Genomic DNA, 23,077 nt, shown 5'->3' on the forward strand with positions numbered 1-23,077 from the left:
CCGCGGGACGGCACGGCGCGGGCTCGCCAACCGGCGGACCCGCGGCGTCCTCACGCGTGCCCTTCCGGGGGAAGAGCTCGCGAGGAGAGTACACGTGACGACAGTCATGACACCCGCCCGACGACGTGCGGCCATCGAGGAGGCCGCCGCGAGGGTGCTCATCGACCCGGAGAACTCCCGGGTCGCGGCCCGGCTGCTGGCCGACGAGATCGCCGAGGAGGCGGCGGCCGGCGGGGTGCGGGAGTTCTCCGAGTCGGTCGCGGCCACCCACGCCGCCGGGCTGGTCCAGGACGGGCTGGCGGCGTTCGTCGCCGAGCACGCCGCCGCCCTCGACGCGCTGATCGCCCCCGGCGCCGACGACGTCTTCGAGTACTTCGGGCTGCGCACCGTCTACGACCGCTACCTGCTGCGCCACCCGGTCACCCGCAAGGTGCTCGAACGGCCGCAGCACTTCTTCCTGCGCGTCGCCTGCGGGCTCGCCGGCACCGTCGCGGAGGCGGAGGAGCTCTACCGGCTGATGGCCGGCCTGTCCTACCTGCCCAGCTCGCCGACACTGTTCAACGCGGGCGCCCGCCGGCCCCAGCTCTCCTCCTGCTTCCTGCTCGACTCCCCGCGCGACGAACTGGAGTCCATCTACGAGCGGTACGGCCAGGTCGCCCGCCTGTCCAAGTACGCCGGCGGCATCGGGATCTCCTGGACCCGGGTGCGCTCGCGCGGATCGCTGATCCGCGGCACCAACGGCCACTCCAACGGCATCGTCCCGTGGCTGCGCACCCTCGACGCCTCGGTGGCCGCGGTCAACCAGGGCGGCCGGCGCAAGGGCGCCGCGTGCGTCTACCTCGAACCGTGGCACGCCGACGTCGAGGAGTTCCTCGAACTGCGCGACAACACCGGCGAGGACGCCCGGCGCACGCACAATCTCAACCTGGCCAACTGGATCCCGGACGAGTTCATGCGGCGGGTGGAGGAGGACGGCGTCTGGTCGCTGTTCGACCCCAAGGAGGTGCCCGAGCTCACCGACCTGTGGGGCGCGGAGTTCGACGCGGCCTACCGGGCGGCCGAGGCGGCCGGGCGGTACACCGGCCAGGTACGGGCCCGCGCGCTCTACGGCCGGATGATGCGCACCCTCGCGCAGACCGGCAACGGCTGGATGACGTTCAAGGACGCGGCCAACCGCACCTCCAACCAGACCGCGCTGCCCGCCAACGTCATCCACCTGTCCAACCTGTGCACCGAGATCCTGGAGGTCACCGGCGACACGGAGACCGCCGTGTGCAACCTCGGCTCGGTCAACCTCGCCGCCCACCTGTCCGGCGGCGACGGCGGCGACGGCGACGGCGAGGCCGCCGGCATGGACTGGGCGCGGCTGCGCCGTACCGTGCGGACCGCGGTGCGGGTGCTGGACCGGACGATCGACCTGGGGTACTACCCGACGCCGGAGGCCGAGCGGGCCAACCGGAAGTGGCGGCCGGTGGGGCTCGGCGTGATGGGCCTCGCGGACGTGTTCTTCGCGCTGCGGCTGCCGTTCGACTCGCCGCGGGCTCGGGAGCTGTCGGCCCGGATCGCCGAGGAGGTGGCGCTCGCCGCGTACGGCGCCTCGGCCGAGCTCGCCGAAGAACTGGGCGCGCATCCGGCCTACCCCGACACCCGGGCGGCGGCCGGCGTGCTGCACCCCGACCACTACCCGGACGCCGTGCCCGCGCACCCCGCGGAGTGGGCGGCGCTGCGGGCCCGGGTCGCGGTCACCGGCCTGCGCAACTCGCTGCTCGTCGCCATCGCGCCGACCGCGACCATCGCCTCCATCGCCGGCTGCTACGAGTGCATCGAGCCCCAGGTGTCCAACGTGTTCAAACGGGAGACCCTGTCCGGGGAGTTCCTCCAGGTCAACCGGTATCTCGTGGCCGACCTCAAGGCGCGCGGCCGGTGGACCGGGGAGGTCAGGGACGCGATCAAGCGGGCCGACGGGTCCGTGCAGGACATCGCGGAGATCCCCGGCGAGCTGAGGACGCTCTACCGCACGGCGTGGGAGCTCCCGCAGAAGGCGCTGATCGACCTCGCCGCCGCGCGGCAGCCGTACATCGACCAGGGCCAGGCGCTGAACCTGTTCATGGCCTCGCCGACCATCGGGAAGCTGTCCTCGATGTACGCCTACGCCTGGCGGGCGGGCCTCAAGACCACCTACTACCTGCGGTCCCGTCCGGCGACCAGGATCGCCCAGACCACCGTGAGCCCCGTCGCCGAGGTCCTGCCGGCCGACGCGGTGGCGTGCTCGCTGGAGAACCCCGAGATCTGCGAGGCGTGCCAGTGAACGAGCCGATGCTGCTCGACCCCGGGATGGACCTGACGCTGCGGCCGATGCGCTACCCGGACTTCTACGAGCGCTACCGGGCCGCGATCCGCAACACCTGGACGGTGGAGGAGGTCGACCTGCACTCCGACCTCGCCGACCTGGCCAGGATGAGCGACCGGGAGCGGCACCTCATCAACCGGCTCGTCGCGTTCTTCGCCACCGGCGACTCGATCGTGGCCAACAATCTGGTGCTCAACCTGTACCAGCACGTCAACGCCCCGGAGGCGCGGCTCTACCTGAGCAGGCAGCTCTTCGAGGAGGCCGTGCACGTCCAGTTCTACCTGACCCTGCTGGACACCTACCTGCCCGACCACGACGAGCGGGCCAGGGCGTTCGCCGCGGTCGAGCACATCCCGTCCATCAGGGCCAAGGCGGAGTTCTGCTTCCGCTGGATCGACTCGCTGGGCGGGCTGCGGCGGCTGGAGACCAGGGAGGACCGGCGGGCGTTCCTGCTCAACCTGATCTGCTTCGCCGCCTGCATCGAGGGACTGTTCTTCTACGGCGCCTTCGCCTACGTCTACTGGTTCCGCTCCCGGGGGCTGCTCGGCGGGCTGGCCACCGGGACGAACTGGGTGTTCCGCGACGAGTCCATGCACATGGAGTTCGCCTTCAGCGTCGTGGACACCGTCCGCGCCGAGGAGCCCGGCCTGTTCGACGACGAGCTGGGCGCGCAGGTCGTCACGATGATGGAGGAGGCGGTCGCCGCCGAGCTCGCCTTCGCCCTCGACCTGTGCGGCGACGGCGACGACCTCGGCCGGATGAGCGCCGCCCGGATGCGGCTCTACCTGGAGTACGTCGCCGACCGCAGGCTCGCCCGCCTCGGCCTGCCCACCCGGTACGGCTCGGCCAACCCGTTCGCGTTCATGGAACTCCAGGACGTTCAGGAACTGGCCAACTTCTTCGAACGCCGGGTCTCGGCCTACCAGGTCGGGGTGGTGGGCGACGTCACCCTGGATGAGGCTTTCTGACCTCCTTATCCGACCGGACATAGGGCAAGGTATGGGAAAGGAGTAACCGACAAAGGGGCAAGGTGGCGTGTCCGGGATTCCTCAGTGGCTGGTTCTGATCGTGGCCGTGGCGGCGGCGGTGGGCGCGGTGGAGGTGGTGCGCCGATTGTTGCGATCCAGGCTGGGCGAGCGCTGGGTGCTCGCCCGGCCCCTCGTCCGGCGGTGCACCTGGCCCGGGTTCGCCACGGCGGTCGCGGCCACCGTGAACTCCGTCTGGGAGCCGGCGCCCACCGGCGGCCTGGAGCGCGGCCTCGACCTGCTGATGATCGGCTGCGTCACCTGGCTCGTGGTCCAGGCGGCCTACGCGATCACTGATGTCGTGCTGGACCGGCTGATCGCGGTGGAGGGCGACGGCAACGTGCGGGCCCGCCGGGCGCGGACCCAGATCATGCTGGTCCGGCGGGTCGCCACCGCGGTGTTCGTGGTGGTGGCGCTGGGCGCGATGCTGTTCACCTTCCCCGCGGTGCGGACGCTCGGCGCCGGGCTGCTCGCCTCGGCGGGCATCGCCGGCGTCGTCGTCGGCATCGCGGCGCAGTCCACGATCGGGAACGTGCTCGCCGGGCTGCAACTGGCCTTCAGCGACGCGATCAGGATCGACGACGTGGTCGTGGTGCGCAACGAGTGGGGCCGGATCGAGGAGCTGACCCTCACCTACGTCGTGCTGCGGCTGTGGGACGAGCGCCGTCTCGTGCTCCCGGTGTCCTACTTCACCACCAACCCGTTCGAGAACTGGACCAGGCACGGGAGCCGGGTCGTCGGCACGGTGTTCCTCCGGGTCGACTGGACGGTGCCGGTGGACGACCTGCGCACCGAGCTCTACCGCTACCTGCGCGAGCACCCGCTGTGGGACCAGAAGGACTGGACCCTCCAGGTCACCGACGTGCACGAGAACGGCCTGGTCGAGGTGCGCGCGCTGATGAGCGCCGCCGACTCGGCCAGCGCCTGGGACCTGCGCTGCGACGTGCGCGAGCATCTCGTCGCCTACGTCCGGGACCGTCACCCGCACACGCTGCCCCGGCTGCGCGTCGAGGAGCGCCCGGCCTTCCAGGCGCCCACCCGCTCCGGCTTCGCCGACCGTGACGGCCAGGACGGCGGTGACCGCCGAGACGGTCAGGACGGCCGGGACGGCCGCAGTCCGTTCGACGGGGACGGCGTGCACGGCGGCGGGCGGCGCGCGGACGGTGAGCCGCACGAGGCGCGACCGGTCGGCGCGCCGGGGCTGCGCGACGGTCAGGATCCGGACTGAAGACCCGGATTGAGGAGACGCCGGGGCTGCGCGACGGTCAGGACCCGGACTGAGGGCGCAGCACCCGCGCCGCCCCGGCGATCAGCGCGGTCGCGAGGATCCACCCCGCGACGATGATCACGCCGGCCAGCCACTGGGTCCAGCCCACCGGCTCCCACGCGGCGCGCTGCTCGAAGACGCTCACCGGGGCCAGCAGGTCCAGGGTGTAGATGAACGGCTGGAACGCCCGGACCTCCTCCGGGTCGATCTTGGTGGGCGGCACCAGGGAGAACGCCGTCGTGCCCACCGCCAGCAGCAGCCCGGCCCAGCCCGCGGCCAGCCAGGGGCGGTAGCCGTACCCGACCATGACGTCGAGGAGGCGGCCCCAGCCGCGGCCGGCCGCGGGGAGGGTGCCGCGGCGCTCGCGCTGCTTGGCGACCAGCACCCGGCGGGCGTCCGGCTCGTGGCCGATGCGGCGGTACCAGGCCGCGAGCTGCTCGTACGGCTGCGGCCGGTAGCCGCCCGGGTCCCGGCACACCCATTTCAGGCGTTCCGCGACGGTCCAGTCGCCGCGCAGCGATTCGTAGGTCGTGCCGTTGAGGTGCACGGCGTCCGGGTACACGGCGGGGCGGTCGAGCAGTACGCCGATCCGGGAGTAGCCGAGGTTGACCTCGCCCTCGATCTTCTCCGCGGTGAGGATCAGCTCGTCCACCTGCATGTGACTCAGATGCAGCGAACGGCCGGGGGCCTTCACGGTGGCCTTGTCGAAGGACAGGACGCCGGCGATGCGGGCGCCGCGCAGCCGCACGGTGCCCTCGGCGCTGAACCCGCCGCTGAACTCGGCGCTGGCGGTCTCCATGTGGTCGCCGTTCACCGCCTGGGTGCCGATCGCCTTCACCACGGCCTCCCGCAGGTAGAGGCCGCCGCTGAAGCGGGTGCCGATCAGCCGCAGGCCGCCGGTGGCGCGCAGGCCGCGCATGAAGGCGCCGCCGTCCACGCTGAGCCCGCCCGCCCACACGGCCCACTGGTCCTGGACGTAGCCGCGCTCCTTCAGCTCCTCCCCGGAGTAGGGGGCGCGGATGTCGCGCAGGTGTCTCTCGCCACCGCCGTCGCCGCCGGGCCGAGGCGCGGAGACCCGCGCCCTGGACAGCCGGAACTGGCCGGTGACGTGCGTGTTGTCCAGCCGCATGCCCTGGTGCACGGTCGAGCCGTCCAGGTCCAGCAGGCCGTCGATCCTGCACCGCCCGGCGCGCAGCCGGCGCAGGTCGCAGCCGCGCAGCCGGACGCCCTTGGTGACCGAGTCGGTGAGGTCCACCGTCTCGGCCAGGTGGCAGTTGAGCAGGTGCACCTTGGTGGTGATCTCGGCGTCGGACAGGTCGAGCGCCCCGGTGATCCTGGCGCCGGCCAGCCGCAGGCCCGGTGTGTGGCCGGGCTCGGCCGGGGCCATGCCGAGCAGCAGCGCGACGAGGACCTCCGCCCGCACCGTGCGCTCCGGCCCCCAGGCGCCCCCGCCCGCGGGGTCGTCCCGCTCCCGGTCGCCGGTGCGCAGGTCGACCCACTCGCCGGTGGGATAGGCCTCCCAGACGCTGTGCTCGGCTGGACTCAGATGCCAGAACGGCCGCGATCTACGCACAGCCGGAACAGTAGTGTAGATCACGGCCGATCGGTTGATTCTTGTCAGACCGGGCGAACCGTCTTGCCGATCTGGTCGAACAGCTGCTGCTTGTCCTTCTGGTCGGTGCTGAGCGTGACCAGGCAGGTCCTGCCGCCCGCGGGCACGTAGTACTGGGTGCCGCGGACCTTCACGTCCTTGCTGGTGAACGTGTAGGTGACGCGCACCGCCTGACCGGCCTCGACCGGCACCTCGGCGGCCTCGTCGATGGTCGCGTCGAGCCGGCCGAGCTGCGACTTCGCCGAACTGATCAGCTGCTCCGTGGTCTCACCCGCGCTGGGCTGGCAGAAGCCGTTCAGGTTGGTGGCGAACTTGTCCGGCGACTGCGCCGCCGACGCCGGGTCCGAGGCCCACAGGGCCTTGCTGGACACCAGCGACTCCAGTCCGCGCTTGGCCTGGCGCAGCGCGCCGCCGCTCAGCCCGCTCTGCGCCAGGCCCTGGTCCAGGTCGTCCTTGGTCAGGTCGAGCGCGGTCCAGGACTCGGGGACGGCGACGGTGACCCCGTTGGCCTCGCCGCCCACCGTCTTGAAGCCGGCAGGCGGCTGCGCGTCCTTCGCCGCCTGCGTGTCCTCGGCCGGAGCCGACGCGTTCTCACCGGTCTGGCCGCCCCCGCAGCCGGTCAGTGTCAGACATGTCCCGAGTACGCCCGTGGTCACGATGTAGTGGCGCCTTCGCACCAGACTGCCCCCCTTGCGGGCCTGTACAGGCCCGATGCCGTTGTGACCCGCGGGAGCCTACAGGCTGTGACGGTGCCGACACCGCCGTTCCGCCGGAATCGGCACCAAGGTCGTCCGATCAGCGGTCAATGATCTCGTTCTTCCCGATGACGACGACGCCGCCGCGGGTGACCGCGTAGCGGCTGCGGTCCGCCTCCAGGTCGAAGCCGATGCGGGCGCCGTCCGGGATCACCACGTTCTTGTCGATGATCGCGCGGCGGATCATCGCGCCCCTGCCCACCCGCACGCTGTCCATCAGCACCGAGTCCTCGACCTGCGAGTGCGAGTGCATCATCACCCGCGGCGACAGGATCGAACGGCACGCCATGCCCCCGGAGATGATCACACCGGGGGAGACCAGCGAGTCCACCGCCCGGCCCACCCGGTCGCCGTCGTTGTGCACGAACTTCGCCGGCGGCAGCGGGTCGTGCCCGGTGTGGATCGGCCAGCGGGCGTTGTAGAGGTTGAACACCGGGTGCGCGGAGATCAGGTCCATGTGCGCCTCGTAGTAGGCGTCCAGGGTCCCCACGTCACGCCAGTAGCCGCGGTCCCGGTCGGTCGAGCCGGGCACCACGTTGTTGGCGAAGTCGTACACCTCGGCCCCGCCCGACTTCACCATCATCGGGATGATGTTCCCGCCCAGGTCGTGCTTGCTGACCGGGTCGAGCGCGTCCTCCCGCACGGCGTCGATCAGCGCCTGGGTCCTGAACACGTAGTTGCCCATCGACGCGTACACCTGGTCGGGGGCGTCCGGCAGGCCCACGGCGTCCTTCGGCTTCTCCCGGAAGGCGACGATCTTGCGCCCGGCCGGGTCGGTCTCGATCACGCCGAACTGGTCGGCCAGCGACAGCGGCTGCCTGATCGCGGCCACCGTCACGTCCGTGCCGCTGTCCACGTGCTGCTGCACCATCTGCCGGGGGTCCATCCGGTAGATGTGGTCGGCGCCGAACACGATCGCGTGCTCGGGCATCTCGTCGTAGATCAGGTTGAGGTTCTGGAACAGCGCGTCCGCCGACCCCGCGAACCACCGCGGCCCGAGGCGCTGCTGCGCGGGCACCGGCGTGACGTAGTTGCCGAGCATCGCCGACAGCCGCCAGGTCCGCGAGATGTGCCGGTCCAGGCTGTGGTTCTTGTACTGCGTCAAGACGACGATCTTCAGGTAGTGCCCGTTGGCCAGGTTGGACAGCACGAAGTCGATCAACCGGTAGATCCCGCCGAACGGTACGGCGGGTTTGGCGCGATCGGCCGTCAACGGCATGAGCCGCTTCCCCTCGCCACCGGCCAACACGATCGCAAGGACACTCGGGGTCGTCATAGCCAGGACGATAACCCTACTAAAGCCCACCAAACATGATTTACACCCGGTCATCTCCACGCGCCGCCCGCCAGGCGGGTGCGTCACCGCTCGCGAGCCCGTGATGGTGCGACCGCACGCACCGGGCGAGCCTGCCGTTCGCCCACCGGGTAAGCGTGACGCCCCGCCGATCATCGTTCGGCGGGGCTTCTTCGCGCTTCACCGAGGCAGCCGGGGGCTTCACGTCAAGGGGCGATGGCCCAGCGTGACACCGTATTCCTCGTGGAGCGCCGAGCCGTAGTCGGTCACCAGACGCTCACGGGGATACTGCTCACGCAGCGCTGCGTGCAGTTCAACGGCGCGCGGCAGAAGCTGGGCGGATCGCCGCTCCAACATGAGCGCCGTCCCGGCCTGAGACACGGCTTCTTCGAGGTCGCCCCGACGGGTGGCGATCACGGCGAGATCGAGGCTCGTGATGGCCAGGCGCATCGGCCAACGGATGCCGCCCCCTGGCCGCTTGCACTGCTCGATCACCTCGCGTACGTGCTCCTCTGCCGCCGCGTCGTCGTGCCCGAGCTGCGTGAAGATCGTCCCGGCATAGAACTCGTACTTGGCGGGATCGAACACGAAGTGGTGATCTGGAGACGTGGGTTGCGGTAGTTGGTTAAGCGCGGCCTTCCCGATCTTGAGGGCTTCGGTCGCGCGAGCATCCCCCATCCGGGCGTAGCCGCGCCCGGCCTGGAGGGTGAGCTGGGCGCCCGCGCTGGAGTTCCGGGCGTAGCGTTGCCCGCCCTCGGCGTAGGTGACCACGTCACTGAACCGCCCATCGACAAGTGCGAACCAGGCGGCGAGTTCCCAGGACCAGGCGATGATCTCGCCATGCCCGGCCTGCTCGCCGAGACGGAGGGTGAGCCGTCGAGCCATATCGGCGGCGAGCCGGTCGCCCAGGTCGAAGTAGACGCACCCCAGTAGCGCGGCCAGCCATCCGGCGTGAACGAGGAGTTCCTTGTGCTGCGCCAAGGTTGTGCGGGAATCGAGCAGGTCCATGACGTACTTCAGATGTGTCTTGGCCCGACGCTGAAGCACCGCAGGTGCCGTTCGCGGATACTCGCGGCAGAGCTGATCGACGACCGCGTCAAGATCGTCCAAGGTGCCGGCTCCAAGCTGGGACGTCTCGGCCCGGCCGGCGAGCGTCATCAACTCGACGGCGTCGCTGTCGCCGTCGTCGCGGGGACGGCCATCGCCGAACAACTTGCCCTCATCGGCACCGAGCGCTCGCGCAATCAGCATCGGGTAGGGGGCGCGCGGGCGGTGGGCGCCGCTCTCCCAGCTCTTCACCGCCCGGATCAGCGACTCCCGTTGCGGCATGGGAACACCCATTTCGGCAGCCACGTCGGCTATGTGGCGCGCAAGATCCTTCTGCGCCCAGCCTCGCGCCAGTCGCGCAGAGCGCAGCCGTTCGGCCAGGTCCGAATTCGTCTTCACGGCGAACACCTCGGGGCAGGGGAAACGCCTTCTCCCCTAGTCTCCCTCACTCGCACCTGTCCGCGCGTGCTCACGGAGAGTTGAGATGGGGAGTGCCGCAGTTTGGCGGAACCCGCCGAGCGATCCAAGCGCATCGACGGGTCCCTTGATCGCACAACGGAGGTGCGACCCAATGCCACACCTTATGGGCTGTCCGTGCGGGCATCCCCACCCGAAGGTCGTCCACGGACGGTATGACCAGGCGCAGCGGGAAGCCGCGGCCTGCCTCGACGCCGGCCACCCGGCGTGGCTGGTGATGTACAGCCTCTTCCGGCGCCAGTTCTACGCCATCGCCGCATGGGCCGCGCCCGAGCCGCTCACTCTGTGGGCTCGGACGGCCGAGGACCTCGCCCAGCAGATGCGCGCGATGACCCCCGTGGTCCCCCGGCCTCGCGTCCTGGGAGGTGCCCGATGAGTGACCAGCCGACGCCGCGCCCGCTCGTGGCACTCGCCCGCAGGACGACCGCCATCGCTCATCTGACCCGCCTGGCGGTGCTCCTCAAGGACCGCGGCCTCGAAGCCGGAGTGAAGGCCGACGGCCGGATGCCGCACCTCGTGGTGACCAACCCCGGCGCGCGGCAGCTGACGGAGACCATCTACGCCGGGCCCGGCTTCGCCGACGTATGGCGGTTCTGGTGGTCCTGGCACGAGCCGATCGACACCGTGGACGACGACCGCGAGGCGGCCGAGCGGATCGCACGTGTCTTGAGCTTCGCGGAACAGCGGCGATGACCCCGGACGAGGCCGCCTCGGTGCCCCAGGACGACGACGGGCGGCTGCTGGAGGCGCTCCGCAACCTCTACCCCGGATGGGACATCGAGCACGACGGCGTGTGGTGGGCGATCCGGCGCGGTGGTGTGACCGGACGCGAACTCCGGCAGGGCCTTCGGACCGCCATCGGCCGGTGCCGGCTCCGCGACCTCGCGACGCGTCTCAACGAGCAGGACGAGATCCTCGAACGCCGCCGCGGAGCGCTGAACCACTGCGCCCGCCCATGAGCCCCTCGGTGGGGGCCGCGCTCTCCGGGCCGGCTCCCGCCGAGGCCCCACAGCCCCGCCGCTTGAGTCCATCCGCGAGGGACGGAGCGGCGGGGCTTCCTACTGCCCGGCGGGCTTGCTTCGCGTTGGGCACGCGATACGTGGCTCAACCGATGGTCATGGCGCGCCGAAGAGGGGTTCGGGGGCCGGACGGGTCCTCGCGCCGGTCCGCCGCCCGTCCTTCGTGCGCGGGGTTGGGGCTAAGGTGCGGGGTATGCGTGTCGATCTGTTGAGCCGGGAGTATCCGCCGGAGGTCTACGGCGGGGCCGGGGTGCACGTCGAGTATCTGGCGCGGGAGCTGCGCCGGCTGGCCGACGTGCGGGTGCGCTGTTTCGGCGCGCCGCGGGCGGAGGAGGGCGTGACCGCGTACCGCGCGCCGGAGGGGCTGGCGCGGGCCAACGCCGCGCTCCAGGTGCTCGGCGCCGACCTGGAGATGGCCGCCGGCTGCGCGGGCGCGGACGTCGTGCACAGCCACACGTGGTACGCCAACTTCGCCGGCCACGTCGCCAAGATGCTGTACGGCACGCCGCACGTGGTCACCACGCACAGCCTGGAGCCGCTGCGCCCGTGGAAGGCGGAGCAGCTCGGCGGCGGCTACACCCTGTCGTCCTGGGCCGAGCGCACCGCGCTGGCGGCGGCGGACGCGGTGGTGGCGGTGTCGGAGGGGATGCGCAAGGACGTCCTCACGACTTATCCCGAAATATCGCCTGAAAAGGTGACAGTGATTCACAACGGGATCGACACCGCCGAGTACGCGCCGGACCACGGCGTAGAGGCGCTCCGCGGGCACGGCATCGACCCCGGCCGGCCCTACGCCGTCTTCGTCGGCAGGATCACCCGGCAGAAGGGGCTGACGCACCTGCTGCGCGCGGCCCGCGACCTCGATCCGGGGGCGCAGCTCGTGCTCTGCGCCGGGGCGCCGGACACGCCGGAGATCGAGGCCGAGGTGCGCGCGCTGGTCGCGGGCCTGGACAGGGAGGGCGTGGTGTGGATCTCCGAGATGCTGCCCCGCCCCGAGGTCATCCAGATCCTCAGCCACGCCACGGTGTTCGTCTGCCCGTCGGTCTACGAGCCGATGGGCATCGTCAACCTGGAGGCGATGGCCTGCGAGACCGCCGTGGTGGCCACCGCCACCGGGGGCATCCCCGAGGTGGTCGCGGACGGCTCCACCGGGCTCCTCGTCCCCGTCGACCAGGCGGCCGACGGCACCCCGCACGACCCCGAGCTGTTCGCCGCCGGGCTCGCCACCCGGATCAACGCCCTGCTCGGCGACCCCGGGCGGGCCGCCGCCATGGGCCGGGCCGGGCGGGAGCGGGCCGTCGCCCACTTCTCCTGGACCAGGATCGCCGAACGCACCGCCGAGCTGTACAGGACACTGCGATGATCTCCGTGGGCCGGGCCAGGATGGCCTTCACCGACCGCCACGGCGGCGTCAGCGCCGCGCCGTTCGACAGCAGGAACCTCGGCGCGCTGACCTCCGACGACCCCGCCGCGGTCGCCGAAAACCGCGCCAAGACCGCCGCCGACCTCGGTCTCGCGCCGGGACGGCTGGTTTTCCTCCGCCAGGTGCACAGCGCCGAGGTCGTCTACGTCACCGAGCCGTTCCCCGGCGAGCCGCCGGCGCTGGACGGCGCGGTGACCGACCGGCCGGGGCTCGGCCTCGCCGTGCTGGGCGCCGACTGCGCGCCCGTGCTGGTCGCCGACCCGGACAACGGCGTGGTCGGCGCGGCCCACGCCGGGCGCAAGGGCACGGTCGGCGGTGTGGTCACCGAGCTGGTGGCGGAGATGGTGCGCCGCGGCGCCGACCCGTCGCGGGCCACCGCGGTGATCGGCCCGGCCGCGTGCGGCGGCTGCTACGAGGTGCCCGCGGAGATGCGCGAGGACGCGGCGCGGGTGCTGCCCGAGACCTGGTCCACCACCACCTGGGGCACCCCCGCCCTGGACCTGCGGGCCGGGATCGCCGCGCAGCTCGCCCGCGCGGGCGTCGGCGACGTACGGCACGACGACCGGTGCACGATCGAGAGCGCCGAACTCTTCTCGCACCGGCGCGAGCAGCACACCGGGAGGTTCGCCGGGATCGTCTGGCTGGTGTGACGGTCATGTGACGGCGATCACATCTGACTCTTGCCTTTGCCCTGAGTCCGGATCATGCTCGGGGAAAGACAGATCTCGGGGGAGGCATCCCAGGAGGCGCCTTCATGACCGAAGGCACGCAGAAACGTCAGCTAGGAGTCAGCCGTCCAGCACTGGAGATCGCCGACCTCCCCACCCCGGAGGAGGTCTTCAAGGTCCCCAGGATAGGGACCAAGGAACTGTTTAAGTTCGCGGTCGGGCCCAGCCTGATCGCCCTCGGCATCTCGATCGGCAGCGGTGAGTGGCTGCTCGGCCCGCAGGCGGTCGGGCAGTACGGGTTCGTCGGCGTCGGCTGGGTGATCCTGGTCTCCGCCATCCTGCAGACCTTCTACAACGTCGAGTGCTCCCGCTACGTCATCGCCACCGGCGAGACCCCGGTGGTCGGCTGGGGCCGGGTCCCCCCGGGCTTCCTGCTCTGGGTGCCCATCTCCGTCTTCCTCGTGATCTTCGCGTTCATCGCCGGCGGCTGGGCCGCCTCCGCCGGGCAGGGGCTCTACGCGCTGGTGCACGGCGAGCTCGCGCCCTCCGGGGCCGAAGAACCGCGCCTGTGGGCCATCGCCCTGCTGTTCCTGGTCTTCCTCATCACCGCCGCCGCCCGCCGGGTCAGCCGCGCCCTCGAACTCGCCAACTGGGTGATGGTGGGCGCGATCCTGGTCGCGCTGCTGCTCATCAACGTCTTCGTGGTGCCCTTCTCGCAGTGGTGGGACGCGATCGTCGGGTTCGTCACCCCCGCCGCGCCCCCGGCCGGCATCACCGCCACCCAGCTCGGCGGCCTCGCCGGGTTCACCGCGCTCGCCTCCGGCCTCAACTGGTACGTCATGGGCCACTACCGCGACAAGGGGTACGGCATGGGCCACCGGGTCGGCTTCATCGCCGGCCTGCGCGGTGAACGCACCGAGATCCTGGCCAGCGGGGTGACCTTCCCCGACGACGAGCGCAACGCCGGGATGTGGAAGCGGTGGTACCGGCTGCTGCTCGTGGACATGTGGGGCGTCTTCTTCGTCGGCGCGATGCTCGGCATGCTGCTGCCCACCATCCTGATGAACCGCGCGGTCGAACTGTCCGGCGAGCGGCCCACCCAGGAGAACGTGCCCACCTTCGTGGCCAGCGCGCTCGGCGGCGAGTACGGCCAGGGGATGTTCTACGGGGCGCTGGTCCTCGGCGTGCTCATCCTCTTCTCCACCCAGCTCGGCATCTTCGAGGGCATGGTCCGGGTCGTTACCGACGCCTCGCACGCGACCAGCCCGCGGCTGCGCGCGCTGATCGAGGGCGACCCGCGCCGGTTCTACTACCCGTTCATGTTCTTCCTGATGGTGGTCATCTCGATCATCCTGCACTTCGCGCTGCCGATCAGCCTCGTCCAGTGGTCGGCCAACATGTCCAACCTGGGCGCGCTGATCTACCCGTTCCTGCTGATGTACCTCAACAGCAGGCTGCCCAAGGTGGCCCGGCCGCGCTGGTGGCACTACCTCTTCCTGGTGCTGAACTTCCTGTTCTTCGGCTTCTTCTTCGTCAACTTCATCGCCGACACCTTCGGAGAGCCGCTGGTCACCTTCTGAGGCCCGTTCCGGGTGGTCCGCCCCGTGCCCGGAACGCCGATCCATTAAGGTGCGTTGACCGTTGGGAAGGTCGGACGCGACTGTCGAATGGAGAGGGCGCCTCATGGCACTGCAGCGGCACTTGGCACGACGGGGGTCACCGATGCGGATGCGGGGCGGCCGGGGCGCCCTCGCGGCCGCGGTGACGGCCACGGTCGCCGTCGCGGCGGGCCTGTGGGCCCTGCGCGACATCCCCGCCTCATTGGGCGCGGCGCCCTCCGGCGCGCGCGCCCGGCGGGTGCGCCGGTCCCCGCAGTTCGACGGCGAGGCGTTCCGCAACCCGGTGCCGGGCGCGGTGATCCCGCACGGCACCGGCAAGCGGGTGCTGCGCCAGCTGCTCTTCGACGACGACCACCGCGCGCCGCGCGGCACGGTGCCCGTCGTGCGGCCCTCGACCGGCCCGGCCGGGCCGCTCACCACGGGCGGGCTGCACGTCACCTGGATGGGCCACTCCACCGCGCTGGTGGAGATCGAGGGCCGCCGGGTGCTGTTCGACCCGGTCTGGAGCGACCGCTGCTCGCCGTCCGCGCTGGCCGGCCCGCGCCGCGTGCACCCGGTGCCGCTGCCCATCGAACGGCTGCCGCACATCGACGCCGTGGTGATCTCGCACGACCACTACGACCACCTCGACCGGGCCACCGTGCGGACCCTCACCCGGACCAGGTCGGTGCCGTTCCTGGTGCCGCTGGGCGTGGGCGCGCACCTGGAGCGGTGGGGTGTGCCGCGGTCCCGGATCGTGGAGCTCGACTGGGAGGAGGACGCCACCGTCGGCGGGCTGCGCTTCACCGCGACCGCCGCCCGGCACTTCTCCGGGCGGGCCTTCGCCCGCAACCAGACGCTGTGGAGCTCGTGGGTCGTCGCCGGCCAGCGCAGGCGGGTGTTCTACACCGGCGACTCGGGCTACTTCGACGGCTACGCGGAGATCGGCCGGGCGCACGGCCCGTTCGACCTGACGCTCATCCAGATCGGCGCCTACAGTGCGGCCTGGCCCGACATCCACATGACGCCGGAGGAGGCCGTCGAGGCCCACCTCGACCTGCGCGGCGACGTGCTGCTCCCGGTGCACTGGGGCACGTTCAAGCTGTCCGTGCACCCGTGGAGCGAGCCCGTCGACCGGCTCTGGACCGAGGCCAAGGCCAGGGACGTGCGCCTGGTGGTGCCGCGTCCCGGCGAGCGGATCAGCGCCGACGACCCGCCGCCGGTGGACGGCTGGTGGCAGACCCTGGCCTGAGCCCCCTGTCCTCGGGAGGAGGCCCTATGGGCGACCGCTGCGGTGGACCGCGGCGGCGAGCGCGGTGGTCCTGCGGACCGAGTCCCGCCACGACGAGCCCGCCGGGTGGGCGGTCAGCAGCACCATGATCAGCCGGTCGTCCCGGCCGACGATCCCGGTGGTGTGCAGCACCGGCCGGCCGTAGTCGGGAACCGCGCGGTTGCCCGCCTGCCGTGCCGGGGTGACCGCGACGGCCTGCCGTGCCGGGGTGACCGTGCCCGCCTGCCGTGCCGGGGTGACGGCGACGGCCTGTTGTGCCGGGGTGACGGCGGTGGCCTGGGGGAGGGGAGGGCGGCCGGCCGAGGGGCCGCCGCAGCGGACCGGGGGCGTGGTGCCGAAGCCGGACCAGCCCTGCTTGACCGCCCACGGGCGGCTGATCGCGTCCGGGATGCCGAAGGACTGGTCGAAACCGTCGCTGCCGCACTTCGTCGCCTTGCGCAGGTGACCCAGGACGAGCCCGCGCACCTTCGGGTCGGCGCGGTCGAAGAGGTAGCGGTAGGTCTTCGCGATGTCGTGGGCGCTGATCGAGGTGTAGCCCCAGAACCCGGGCAGGTCGTCCGGCGGCGGCGCGGTGTCGGAGAGCCCCAGCTTCCGCGCCATCCGCTGGATGATCTGCTTCCGGCCGCCGCGGTTCCAGAACGTGGTGGCCGCGTCGTCGTCGCTGGACCTCAGCATGACCCTGAGCAGGGCGGCGTCGGAGTCCGGGACGCTTCCGGCGCGCTCCAGGTGGTCGACGGCGATGAGGATCTTGACCACCGACGCCGACCTGAACGGGCGGTGCGCGTTACGCTGCGCGGTGATCTTCCCCGTCCTGCGGTCGAACACGACGTAGCCCGCCGTGGTCCCGGGCGGCACCTTCACCCCGGGCCTCGCCTCACGCCCGGCGGCGGACGCGGCGGGGCGCTCCGCGGCCGGCTCCGCCGGAGACTGCGGAGCGGCCCCGGCGGTGCTCCCGGGCGCCGCCCCGGCCGGGGGCCTGGGCGGCGCGGGGGCCGCGTCCGGCTCGGCGTGCGCGCACCCGGCGACGACTGGCAGGGCGGCCGCCGCGACCAGCCACGGCTTCCAACGACGTCTCATCCCGCCCTTTTACCAGATTCCGCCGCCGGGAGTCCGCCGATCAGGACACGGCCGGTCCCGCGCGGGGACGGTCAGGGCAGCCGCTCCAGCACCACGACGGGGATCTCCCTGTCGGTCTTGGTCTGGTACTCGTCGTAGGCCGGCCACGCGGCGGTCATCGTCCGCCACATCTCCGGCTTCTCCTCCGGCGTCGCCGTGCGCGCCCGCGCCCGGAACCTGTCGGCCTTGACCTGGACCTCGACCTCGGGGTTCGCCTGGAGGTTGAGGTACCAGGCGGGCGGGGCGTCGGAGCCGCCCTTGGAGGCGACGAGCAGGTAGTCGTCGCCGGACCGCTGGTAGATGAGGGGCGTGGAGTGCCGCTCGCCGCTCCTGCGGCCGGTGGTGGTGAGGATCAGCGTGACCGTCCCCTGCCACTCGTGGCCCTCTTCGCCGTCGGTGGCTCGATAACGCTTGACATGCTCTTCGCCGTACAGCATGGTGGCCTGCCTTTCGATCCTTGGCACATCGCTCACCTACCCAGCGCGCGGTGCCCCTCCCACTCGTCGTCGAGTGCGGAGTGCACGATCGAGTCGCGCCAGGCCCCCCGGGCCCGTACGTGGTGGCGGATCCGGCCCTCCTCCACCATTCCGGCGGTCAGCATCGCGAGCTGGGCGGCCGTGTTGGCGGGGGCGCGGGCGCCCCACATCCGGTGCAGGCCGAGCATCCTGAACCCGTAGTGCAGCACCAGCCGGACGAGGTCGCTTCCCTGACCCCGCCCCCAGTGGTCGGGACGCAGACCGAGGCCGATCTCCGCGCTGTGCGGGTGATCGGCCTCGATCCGGATCCGTGCCACTCCGATGACCTGGCCGGTGTCCAGTTCGATCACCGACATCAGGTGGATCTGGCGTGGGTGCTCCGCCGCCGCGTCGAGCGCCTGGGCGATCATCCGCTCGACCTGTCCCCTGGTCCAGGGATCGAAGGGCATGTGCTCGGTGGCGGCGGGATCGCCGTAGACGGCGAGGAGCGCGTCGGCGTCCTGTGGGCGCACCTGGCGCAGCCCCAGGCCCTTGCCGGTGATCTCGAAGCCGCACATGGGGCGACGTTAACCCCTAATCCACCACAGATCTAGCTATAACCCCCTGAAATATGATCTATTCGACGACCAGCTCGACGGGGATGTTGCCCCGGGTGGCCTTGGAGTAGGGGCACACCTGGTGGGCGGCCTCGACGAGTCCCTGGCCGACCTCGCCGTGCAGCTCGTCGGGCAGTTCGACGCGCAGGGTCACCCCCAGGCCGAAGCCGCCGTCGTCCTTGAGCAGGCTGACCTCGGCGGTGACGGAGACGTCGGAGACGTCGATCTTCCGGCTGCGCGCGACGAGGGACAGCGCGCTGGAGTAGCAGGCGGCGTAACCGGCGGCGAAGAGCTGCTCGGGGTTGGTGCCCGCGCCGGAGCCGCCCATCTCCTTCTGCCGCGCGAGGGTGAGGTCGAGGATGCCGTCGGAGGAGACGGCCCGGCCGTCGCGGCCCGAGGCGGTGGCGATCCCGGTGTAGACGGTGCTCATGAGTACTCCCAATATCCCGATTTAGTACGCGATGGGTGACGGACAGATTGATTGTGCACAATTTAATTGTGTGTCGTCAAGGTGTATCGTTCCCTCATGGAGTCCGACTGGCTACTGCTCGACCGGCAGCTCTGCTTCGCCGTGCACGCCGCGTCGCGTGCCTTCGACGGCGCCTACCGGCGTGTGCTCGGCGGTCTTGGTCTGACCTATCCGCAATACCTGGTGATGCTCGTGCTGTGGGAGCGCGAGCCGGTGACCGTCAAGGAGCTCGGCACGGCGCTGCGGCTGGACTCCGGCACGCTCTCCCCGCTGCTCAAGCGGCTGGAGGCGGCGGGTTTCGTGCGCCGCGAGCGCAGCCGGGCGGACGAGCGGTCCGTGCTGGTGCGGCTGACGCCCGAGGGGCGGCGGCTCAAGGAGCGGGCGGCGGACGTGCCGAAGACGATCGTCGGCTCCAGCGGGCTCGACCCGCGCGAGCTGGCCGAGCTCCGGTCCACCCTGCGGCGGCTCACCGCGACCCTTGACGCGGCCGTCGGTGCCTGAGCACGGAGCGGGCGGCGGAGCCGGCATGAACGTGACGGTGCTGACCGGGCCCGGGCTCGTCGCCGACCCCGACCTGGTGGAGAAGCTGGCCGGCCGCGAGTTCCGCGCCCTCGGCGTCCACGGGCGGGTGGCCGCCGCCGGGAGCGTGCCGGCCCTCGGCAGGCTGATCGGCGCCGCGGACGCGGGGGCGCTGGTGGTGCTGCCCGGCCCGGACCCCGAGGCCAGGCGGCTGATGACGCTGCACGGCCCGCACACGCCGCGCACCGTCTGGCTCGACCTGCACCGCACCGGCCCGCTCCCGGTGGCCGGCGGCGCCGCCCACCTGCACGGCCGCGGCCTGTGGGGCCTCACCTGGGCGGTACGGCACGCCGTGCACCGCCTGCGCCGCCCCGCCCGCAGGATCCCGTACGGTCTGCACCCCGACCAGTGGGGAGAGCTCCGGCTGCCCGGCGGCATGGGCGAGCGGGTTCCACCGGTGACGGTGCTCATCCACGGCGGCAACTGGCGTTCGCCGTGGGGCGCCGACACGATGGACGCGCTCTGCGTCGACCTGGCCGACCGCGGGTTCGCCGCCTGGAACCTCGAATACCGCCGCCCCGACGTGCACGGCTGGGCGGCCACCACCTCCGACGTCCGCGCCGGGCTGGCCGCCCTGGACCGCTTCCCCGCCCAGCTCCAGCGGGTGGACCTGCGGCGGGTGGTGGTGCTCGGGCACTCGGCCGGCGGGCAGCTCGCGCTGCGCGTCGCGGCCGAGGCGCCGGAGACCGTCACCCTGGCCGTCTCGCTGGCCGGGGTGTTCGACCTGGCCGAGCAGGACCGGCGGCACTACGGCAACGGCGCCGTGCGCGACGCGCTCGGCGGCGGCCACGCGGAGCTGCCCGGCCTCTACGCCGCGGCCGATCCGCTGGCGCGGCTGCCGCTCGGCGTGCCGCAGGTCGTCGTCCAGGGCGCCGACGACGAGCCGGACCTCGTCGACGCCGGGCGGCGCTACGCCCGCGCGGCCGGCAGGGAGGCCGTCTACCTCGAAGGACCGGGCGACCACTTCGACGTCATCGACCCCGCCTCGCACCTGTGGCTGGACACCGCCGAGCAGATCGTCAAGTCACTGGGCTGAGGTCACCGGACGATAGGGGACCGGGCTGGACAGCACCATCATGCTGGAGGGCTGCCCGTAGGGGGCGAGCCGGTCGATCAGCTCCTCGAAGCCGGGCATCGAGGCGGTGGCGACGCGGAGCAGGCAGCACGTGTCGCCGGTGACCCGGTGCACCTCCATGATCTCCGGCCAGGCGAGGGCCTGCTGGTCGCGCAGAACGCAGCGCGGCCCGTAGCACGACATCCGGATCAGCGCGCTCACCGCGCGGCCGGCCCGGGCGAGGTCGACCCTGGCGTGGTAGCCGGAGATGACCCCGCTCTCCTCCAGCCGCCGCACCCGCTCGGCGACCGCGGGGGCCGACATGTGCACCCGCCTGGCCAGCTCGCTGTAGGACAGCCGGGCGTCCGCCTGCAACTCGCCCAGCAGCGCCCAGTCCATCGCGTCCATCATCACCCTCCGTCACTCTGAAGGCGGAACCGGACAATCGCCTTCCGATCGGAAGCCCGGATCCGGGGAACCACGATAGACCCATCTTCTCCGGGCGCCCAGCGGTGTTACACGATGGGGGTGTGAAGGAGGAGTCATGATCACGGAGAAGGAGCGGGCGGCCACGGCGGCGGGGAACCACGGAAGCCCGACGCTGGACTTCGGGCGGGCCACGCCGTACGACGAGTACGTGGGCACCGCCGTCCTGCACGGCCTCCAGCGGACGGTCACCGACGTGCCCGAGGAGCGCGTCTTCCTGGTCACCACGCAGGTCATGGAGCTCTACTTCGGGTTGCTGCGGGCCGAGTGGCGGCTCGCGCAACGGCACCTCGACGGCGACGACGTGACCGGGGCGACGGCGACCCTGCGGCGCAGCGTGTGCCACTTCGAGCCGCTGAACGCGGCCTGGGCGTCCCTGGGCAGGCTCACCCCGCAGCGGTTCAACCTGTTCAGGGACCAGCTGGGGGAGGCGTCGGGATTCCAGTCGGCGATGTACCGGCATGTGGAGTTCCTGCTCGGCAACAAGTCCGAGCCGCTGACCCGCCCGCACCGGAGCGTGCCCGGCGCGTACCGCGAGCTGACCGAGGCGCTTGCCGCGCCCAGCCTGTACGACACCGCGCTGGCGCTGCTCGCCAGGCACGGCTACCCAGTGCCCGCCGCCGTGCTGGAGCGCGACCTGACCGCCGCCTACCGGCCGGGGGCGGAGGTCGAGGCGGCCTGGCGGGCGGTCTACGAGCGCGGGGAACTGGTCGAGCTGGCCGAGACGCTGGTGGACGTGGCCGGCCGCTTCGCGGAGTGGAAGCACCGCCATCTGCTCGCCGTGCGCAGGTCGATGGGGGCCAAGCCGGGTTCCGGCGGTTCCAGCGGGCTCGCCTGGCTGGAGCGCAGCCTGGCCAGGGAGGTCTTCCCCGAGCTGTGGACGGCCCGCACCGCCATGTGAGACGGCTGAAAATTTCATCCGCCACCATGCCGCTGACCTGCGAGGATGTGCCTCCGACAAGGGCTGGGCGGGCGGCGCCTCGGTGCCGGCCGGATGCGGACGTAACCTCCCAATGCATGCATGGGAGCGCTCCCGCACGTCTCGCCGGACCAAGGAGGTGAGGCCGCTCAAGAAGTGGCCACCACTCGCGTGCAACACCTGCCCCTGCGAAGGGCACCGCCCGGATATTCAGCACGGCCGGTCGCGGAGAACCTCCGAGACCGGCCGTGCTGTCTTGCCGTTTTCGCGATTTCGCCTCAGATCAGCCTCGGGTCAACCCTCGGGTCACCCGCAGCTGATGTTCGTGAAGGACGGGGAGCCCGAGCCGGTCGCGAGGAATCCGGCGTTCGCCGACGCCCCCGGGGCCAGGGTTCCGTTCCACGCCGCCGCGTGGATCATCGCCGTGGTCCCGCTCTGCATGTGCGTGCCGTTCCAGCTCTGGCTGATGGTCACGCCCGCCGGTTGGGTCCACTGCACGTACCAGTTGTTGATCGGGCTCGTGCCGGTGTTGCGGATCGTCACCGCCCCCTGGAACCCGTCGCTCCAGGTGGTGGTGGCCGTGACGGTGGCGGTGCAGGACGCCGGGTCCGGCGGGACGGTCGGCGTCACCGTGGGGGTCACCGTGGGGGTCACCGTCGGGGGCACCGTGGGCGTGACCGTGGGATTGGCGGTGGGCGTCACCGGCGGGGTGGTGCCGTTCGGGCCCACGCCGGTGACCTGGCCGTTGCCGCCGTCGAAGGTGACGTCGGAGCAGCTGTAGAAGTTCTCCTGGCTGTCGGAGCGGATCCAGTGCACGAAGATGATGTGCCTGCCGGACTTGCCGGAGGGAAGCTGGGCGTTCCAGTAGTAGTAGTTGAGCGCTCCGGGCGGGCCGGACTGGGGCGGGTTGGTGACCGTGTTGAACCGCTCCAGGTCGCTCCAGGCCAGCGGGGCGTTGGGGTTCCAGCCGTTCCTGGTGACGTAGAGGTCGAACCTGCCCGGATGGTGCGCCCAGTTGCTGAACCGCCACTGGATGTTCGCCCCGGAGGTCAGGTGGGTCAGCGGCCAGTCCGTCCGGGCCGCGTTGTAGGCCGCGTACTTCGTGGTGCCGGCGCCGCAGATCTGGCCGTCGGGGATGAACCCGCTGGTCCGGCCGTTGGCGTCGGAGCGAAGCACGCTGTACCAGTCGTACAGCGGCTGCTGGCCGCCCTGGTTGACCGCCGCCGCGCAGGCGGGGTTGTAGGGGATGATCTGCCCGTTGGCCCGCAGGCCGTCCTGGTAGCACAGCCAGGTGCGGCTGCCGGGCACCATCGCGGCGCCGTGCGCGTCCGCCTCGTCGGGCAGGGTGATGAGCGCCGTCACCAGGGCGACCACCCCGGCCAGGGCGAACAGCCACAGGCGCCGCCGGAAGGCGGTCACCCCGTCGGTTCTGGATGTCACGTGCGAGTCCTTTGCGCTGCGGGCGCCGTGTGGAGGATCGGCGCCCGGGAACGGCGCGGCCTTGCCTGCACCCCGCCGGTGAGCGCGGAAGGAGGATCCCGCACACCGGAGGGGCG

23 protein-coding genes are annotated in these 23,077 nt (G+C 71.7%); 13 read left to right on the forward strand and 10 right to left on the reverse strand.

Annotated features, from left to right (window positions below; genetic code table 11):
• Positions 1 to 94: 94 nt before the first annotated feature.
• The 3 genes from QSK26_RS29850 (at position 95) to QSK26_RS29860 (ending at position 4,603) form a co-directional block, all read left to right on the forward strand.
• Complete coding sequence (locus QSK26_RS29850) at positions 95 to 2,308, forward strand: ribonucleoside-diphosphate reductase subunit alpha (protein ID WP_285778619.1); 2,214 nt, start codon at positions 95 to 97, stop codon at positions 2,306 to 2,308.
• Positions 2,305 to 3,318 carry a ribonucleotide-diphosphate reductase subunit beta gene (locus QSK26_RS29855; protein WP_285778620.1) on the forward strand — a complete coding sequence of 338 codons (1,014 nt, stop codon included), beginning with the start codon at positions 2,305 to 2,307 and terminating at the stop codon, positions 3,316 to 3,318. Before QSK26_RS29850 ends, QSK26_RS29855 begins: the two co-directional genes overlap by 4 nt.
• 67 nt (positions 3,319 to 3,385) lie before the next feature.
• Entirely contained in the window at positions 3,386 to 4,603 is a 1,218-nt protein-coding gene (locus QSK26_RS29860; protein ID WP_285778621.1) for a mechanosensitive ion channel family protein, read from the forward strand.
• Between the two features lie 37 nt (positions 4,604 to 4,640).
• On the opposite strand, the gene QSK26_RS29865 is transcribed toward QSK26_RS29860, so the two are convergent.
• From QSK26_RS29865 to QSK26_RS29880, 4 genes are all read right to left on the reverse strand, one after another.
• Entirely contained in the window at positions 4,641 to 6,215 is a 1,575-nt protein-coding gene (locus QSK26_RS29865) for a hypothetical protein (protein WP_285778622.1), read from the reverse strand.
• A 44-nt stretch (positions 6,216 to 6,259) separates the two neighbouring features.
• A complete protein-coding gene (locus tag QSK26_RS29870) occupies positions 6,260 to 6,910 on the reverse strand; it encodes a hypothetical protein (protein WP_285778623.1) in 651 nt (216 codons plus the stop codon).
• A gap of 139 nt (positions 6,911 to 7,049) precedes the next feature.
• Positions 7,050 to 8,285 carry a glucose-1-phosphate adenylyltransferase gene (gene glgC / locus QSK26_RS29875; RefSeq protein ID WP_285778624.1) on the reverse strand — a complete coding sequence of 412 codons (1,236 nt, stop codon included), beginning with the start codon at positions 8,283 to 8,285 and terminating at the stop codon, positions 7,050 to 7,052.
• Positions 8,286 to 8,504: 219 nt separating this feature from the next.
• A complete protein-coding gene (locus tag QSK26_RS29880; RefSeq protein ID WP_285778625.1) occupies positions 8,505 to 9,749 on the reverse strand; it encodes an NsdA family TPR-like regulatory protein in 1,245 nt (414 codons plus the stop codon).
• A 172-nt stretch (positions 9,750 to 9,921) separates the two neighbouring features.
• Here QSK26_RS29880 and QSK26_RS29885 point away from each other — a divergent pair, with 172 nt between their 5' ends.
• From QSK26_RS29885 to QSK26_RS29915, 7 genes are all read left to right on the forward strand, one after another.
• A complete protein-coding gene (locus tag QSK26_RS29885) occupies positions 9,922 to 10,203 on the forward strand; it encodes a hypothetical protein (RefSeq protein ID WP_285778626.1) in 282 nt (93 codons plus the stop codon).
• Positions 10,200 to 10,520, forward strand: coding sequence for a hypothetical protein (locus QSK26_RS29890; protein ID WP_285778627.1), 321 nt, complete (start codon positions 10,200 to 10,202; stop codon positions 10,518 to 10,520). The genes QSK26_RS29885 and QSK26_RS29890 overlap by 4 nt, the downstream gene beginning before the upstream one ends.
• The gene (locus tag QSK26_RS29895) at positions 10,517 to 10,786 is read left to right on the forward strand and encodes a hypothetical protein (protein WP_285778628.1); all 270 of its coding nucleotides are present in this window, start codon (positions 10,517 to 10,519) and stop codon (positions 10,784 to 10,786) included. The genes QSK26_RS29890 and QSK26_RS29895 overlap by 4 nt, the downstream gene beginning before the upstream one ends.
• A gap of 253 nt (positions 10,787 to 11,039) precedes the next feature.
• Positions 11,040 to 12,209, forward strand: coding sequence for a glycogen synthase (gene glgA, locus QSK26_RS29900; protein WP_285778629.1), 1,170 nt, complete (start codon positions 11,040 to 11,042; stop codon positions 12,207 to 12,209).
• Positions 12,206 to 12,919, forward strand: coding sequence for a peptidoglycan editing factor PgeF (pgeF, locus tag QSK26_RS29905; RefSeq protein WP_285778630.1), 714 nt, complete (start codon positions 12,206 to 12,208; stop codon positions 12,917 to 12,919). Before glgA ends, pgeF begins: the two co-directional genes overlap by 4 nt.
• A gap of 104 nt (positions 12,920 to 13,023) precedes the next feature.
• On the forward strand, positions 13,024 to 14,517 hold the full coding sequence (locus QSK26_RS29910; RefSeq protein WP_285778631.1) for an Nramp family divalent metal transporter: 1,494 nt from the start codon (positions 13,024 to 13,026) through the stop codon (positions 14,515 to 14,517).
• Positions 14,518 to 14,659: 142 nt separating this feature from the next.
• Positions 14,660 to 15,787: an MBL fold metallo-hydrolase gene (locus QSK26_RS29915; RefSeq protein WP_285778632.1), complete on the forward strand. Its 1,128-nt coding sequence runs from the start codon at positions 14,660 to 14,662 to the stop codon at positions 15,785 to 15,787.
• Between the two features lie 24 nt (positions 15,788 to 15,811).
• Here QSK26_RS29915 and QSK26_RS29920 read toward each other — a convergent pair whose 3' ends face one another.
• The 4 genes from QSK26_RS29920 to QSK26_RS29935 form a co-directional block, all read right to left on the reverse strand.
• Positions 15,812 to 16,903, reverse strand: coding sequence for a D-alanyl-D-alanine carboxypeptidase family protein (locus tag QSK26_RS29920; RefSeq protein ID WP_285778633.1), 1,092 nt, complete (start codon positions 16,901 to 16,903; stop codon positions 15,812 to 15,814).
• A 71-nt stretch (positions 16,904 to 16,974) separates the two neighbouring features.
• Positions 16,975 to 17,379, reverse strand: a complete 405-nt coding sequence (locus QSK26_RS29925) for a nitroreductase family deazaflavin-dependent oxidoreductase (RefSeq protein ID WP_285778729.1) — start codon at positions 17,377 to 17,379, stop codon at positions 16,975 to 16,977.
• A 32-nt stretch (positions 17,380 to 17,411) separates the two neighbouring features.
• Positions 17,412 to 17,975, reverse strand: a complete 564-nt coding sequence (locus QSK26_RS29930) for a GNAT family N-acetyltransferase (protein WP_285778634.1) — start codon at positions 17,973 to 17,975, stop codon at positions 17,412 to 17,414.
• Positions 17,976 to 18,033: 58 nt separating this feature from the next.
• Positions 18,034 to 18,444 carry an organic hydroperoxide resistance protein gene (locus tag QSK26_RS29935; RefSeq protein ID WP_285778635.1) on the reverse strand — a complete coding sequence of 137 codons (411 nt, stop codon included), beginning with the start codon at positions 18,442 to 18,444 and terminating at the stop codon, positions 18,034 to 18,036.
• Between the two features lie 96 nt (positions 18,445 to 18,540).
• On the opposite strand from QSK26_RS29935, the gene QSK26_RS29940 reads away from it, so the two are divergent.
• Positions 18,541 to 18,984, forward strand: coding sequence for a MarR family winged helix-turn-helix transcriptional regulator (locus QSK26_RS29940; protein WP_285778636.1), 444 nt, complete (start codon positions 18,541 to 18,543; stop codon positions 18,982 to 18,984).
• Between the two features lie 25 nt (positions 18,985 to 19,009).
• Positions 19,010 to 20,098 (forward strand): alpha/beta hydrolase, encoded by a 1,089-nt coding sequence (locus QSK26_RS29945; protein ID WP_285778637.1) that lies wholly within the window; start codon positions 19,010 to 19,012, stop codon positions 20,096 to 20,098.
• On the opposite strand, the gene QSK26_RS29950 is transcribed toward QSK26_RS29945, so the two are convergent.
• Complete coding sequence (locus tag QSK26_RS29950) at positions 20,087 to 20,527, reverse strand: Lrp/AsnC family transcriptional regulator (RefSeq protein WP_285778638.1); 441 nt, start codon at positions 20,525 to 20,527, stop codon at positions 20,087 to 20,089. The genes QSK26_RS29945 and QSK26_RS29950 overlap by 12 nt on opposite strands.
• Before the next feature lie 133 nt (positions 20,528 to 20,660).
• Here QSK26_RS29950 and QSK26_RS29955 point away from each other — a divergent pair, with 133 nt between their 5' ends.
• Positions 20,661 to 21,503 carry a tryptophan 2,3-dioxygenase gene (locus tag QSK26_RS29955; RefSeq protein WP_285778639.1) on the forward strand — a complete coding sequence of 281 codons (843 nt, stop codon included), beginning with the start codon at positions 20,661 to 20,663 and terminating at the stop codon, positions 21,501 to 21,503.
• 324 nt (positions 21,504 to 21,827) lie between these two features.
• On the opposite strand, the gene QSK26_RS29960 is transcribed toward QSK26_RS29955, so the two are convergent.
• Positions 21,828 to 22,961 carry a lytic polysaccharide monooxygenase auxiliary activity family 9 protein gene (locus tag QSK26_RS29960; RefSeq protein ID WP_285778640.1) on the reverse strand — a complete coding sequence of 378 codons (1,134 nt, stop codon included), beginning with the start codon at positions 22,959 to 22,961 and terminating at the stop codon, positions 21,828 to 21,830.
• Between the last annotated feature and the right edge of the window lie 116 nt (positions 22,962 to 23,077).

The sequence above is a fragment of the Microtetraspora sp. NBRC 13810 genome, from assembly GCF_030268685.1.
In the GTDB taxonomy this organism is placed as follows: Bacteria; Actinomycetota; Actinomycetes; order Streptosporangiales; family Streptosporangiaceae; genus BSRQ01.

Excerpts from the sequence above, each read along its gene's own strand:
- glgC (WP_285778624.1), bottom strand. The coding sequence starts at position 8,285 with ATGACGACCCCGAGTGTCCTTGCGATCGTGTTGGCCGGTGGCGAGGGG.
- QSK26_RS29885 (WP_285778626.1), top strand. The coding sequence starts at position 9,922 with ATGCCACACCTTATGGGCTGTCCGTGCGGGCATCCCCACCCGAAGGTC.
- QSK26_RS29890 (WP_285778627.1), top strand. The coding sequence starts at position 10,200 with ATGAGTGACCAGCCGACGCCGCGCCCGCTCGTGGCACTCGCCCGCAGG.
- QSK26_RS29895 (WP_285778628.1), top strand. The coding sequence starts at position 10,517 with ATGACCCCGGACGAGGCCGCCTCGGTGCCCCAGGACGACGACGGGCGG.
- glgA (WP_285778629.1), top strand. The coding sequence starts at position 11,040 with ATGCGTGTCGATCTGTTGAGCCGGGAGTATCCGCCGGAGGTCTACGGC.
- pgeF (WP_285778630.1), top strand. The coding sequence starts at position 12,206 with ATGATCTCCGTGGGCCGGGCCAGGATGGCCTTCACCGACCGCCACGGC.
- QSK26_RS29910 (WP_285778631.1), top strand. The coding sequence starts at position 13,024 with ATGACCGAAGGCACGCAGAAACGTCAGCTAGGAGTCAGCCGTCCAGCA.
- QSK26_RS29915 (WP_285778632.1), top strand. The coding sequence starts at position 14,660 with ATGCGGATGCGGGGCGGCCGGGGCGCCCTCGCGGCCGCGGTGACGGCC.
- QSK26_RS29920 (WP_285778633.1), bottom strand. The coding sequence starts at position 16,903 with ATGAGACGTCGTTGGAAGCCGTGGCTGGTCGCGGCGGCCGCCCTGCCA.
- QSK26_RS29925 (WP_285778729.1), bottom strand. The coding sequence starts at position 17,379 with ATGCTGTACGGCGAAGAGCATGTCAAGCGTTATCGAGCCACCGACGGC.
- QSK26_RS29930 (WP_285778634.1), bottom strand. The coding sequence starts at position 17,975 with ATGTGCGGCTTCGAGATCACCGGCAAGGGCCTGGGGCTGCGCCAGGTG.
- QSK26_RS29935 (WP_285778635.1), bottom strand. The coding sequence starts at position 18,444 with ATGAGCACCGTCTACACCGGGATCGCCACCGCCTCGGGCCGCGACGGC.
- QSK26_RS29940 (WP_285778636.1), top strand. The coding sequence starts at position 18,541 with ATGGAGTCCGACTGGCTACTGCTCGACCGGCAGCTCTGCTTCGCCGTG.
- QSK26_RS29945 (WP_285778637.1), top strand. The coding sequence starts at position 19,010 with ATGAACGTGACGGTGCTGACCGGGCCCGGGCTCGTCGCCGACCCCGAC.
- QSK26_RS29950 (WP_285778638.1), bottom strand. The coding sequence starts at position 20,527 with ATGATGGACGCGATGGACTGGGCGCTGCTGGGCGAGTTGCAGGCGGAC.
- QSK26_RS29955 (WP_285778639.1), top strand. The coding sequence starts at position 20,661 with ATGATCACGGAGAAGGAGCGGGCGGCCACGGCGGCGGGGAACCACGGA.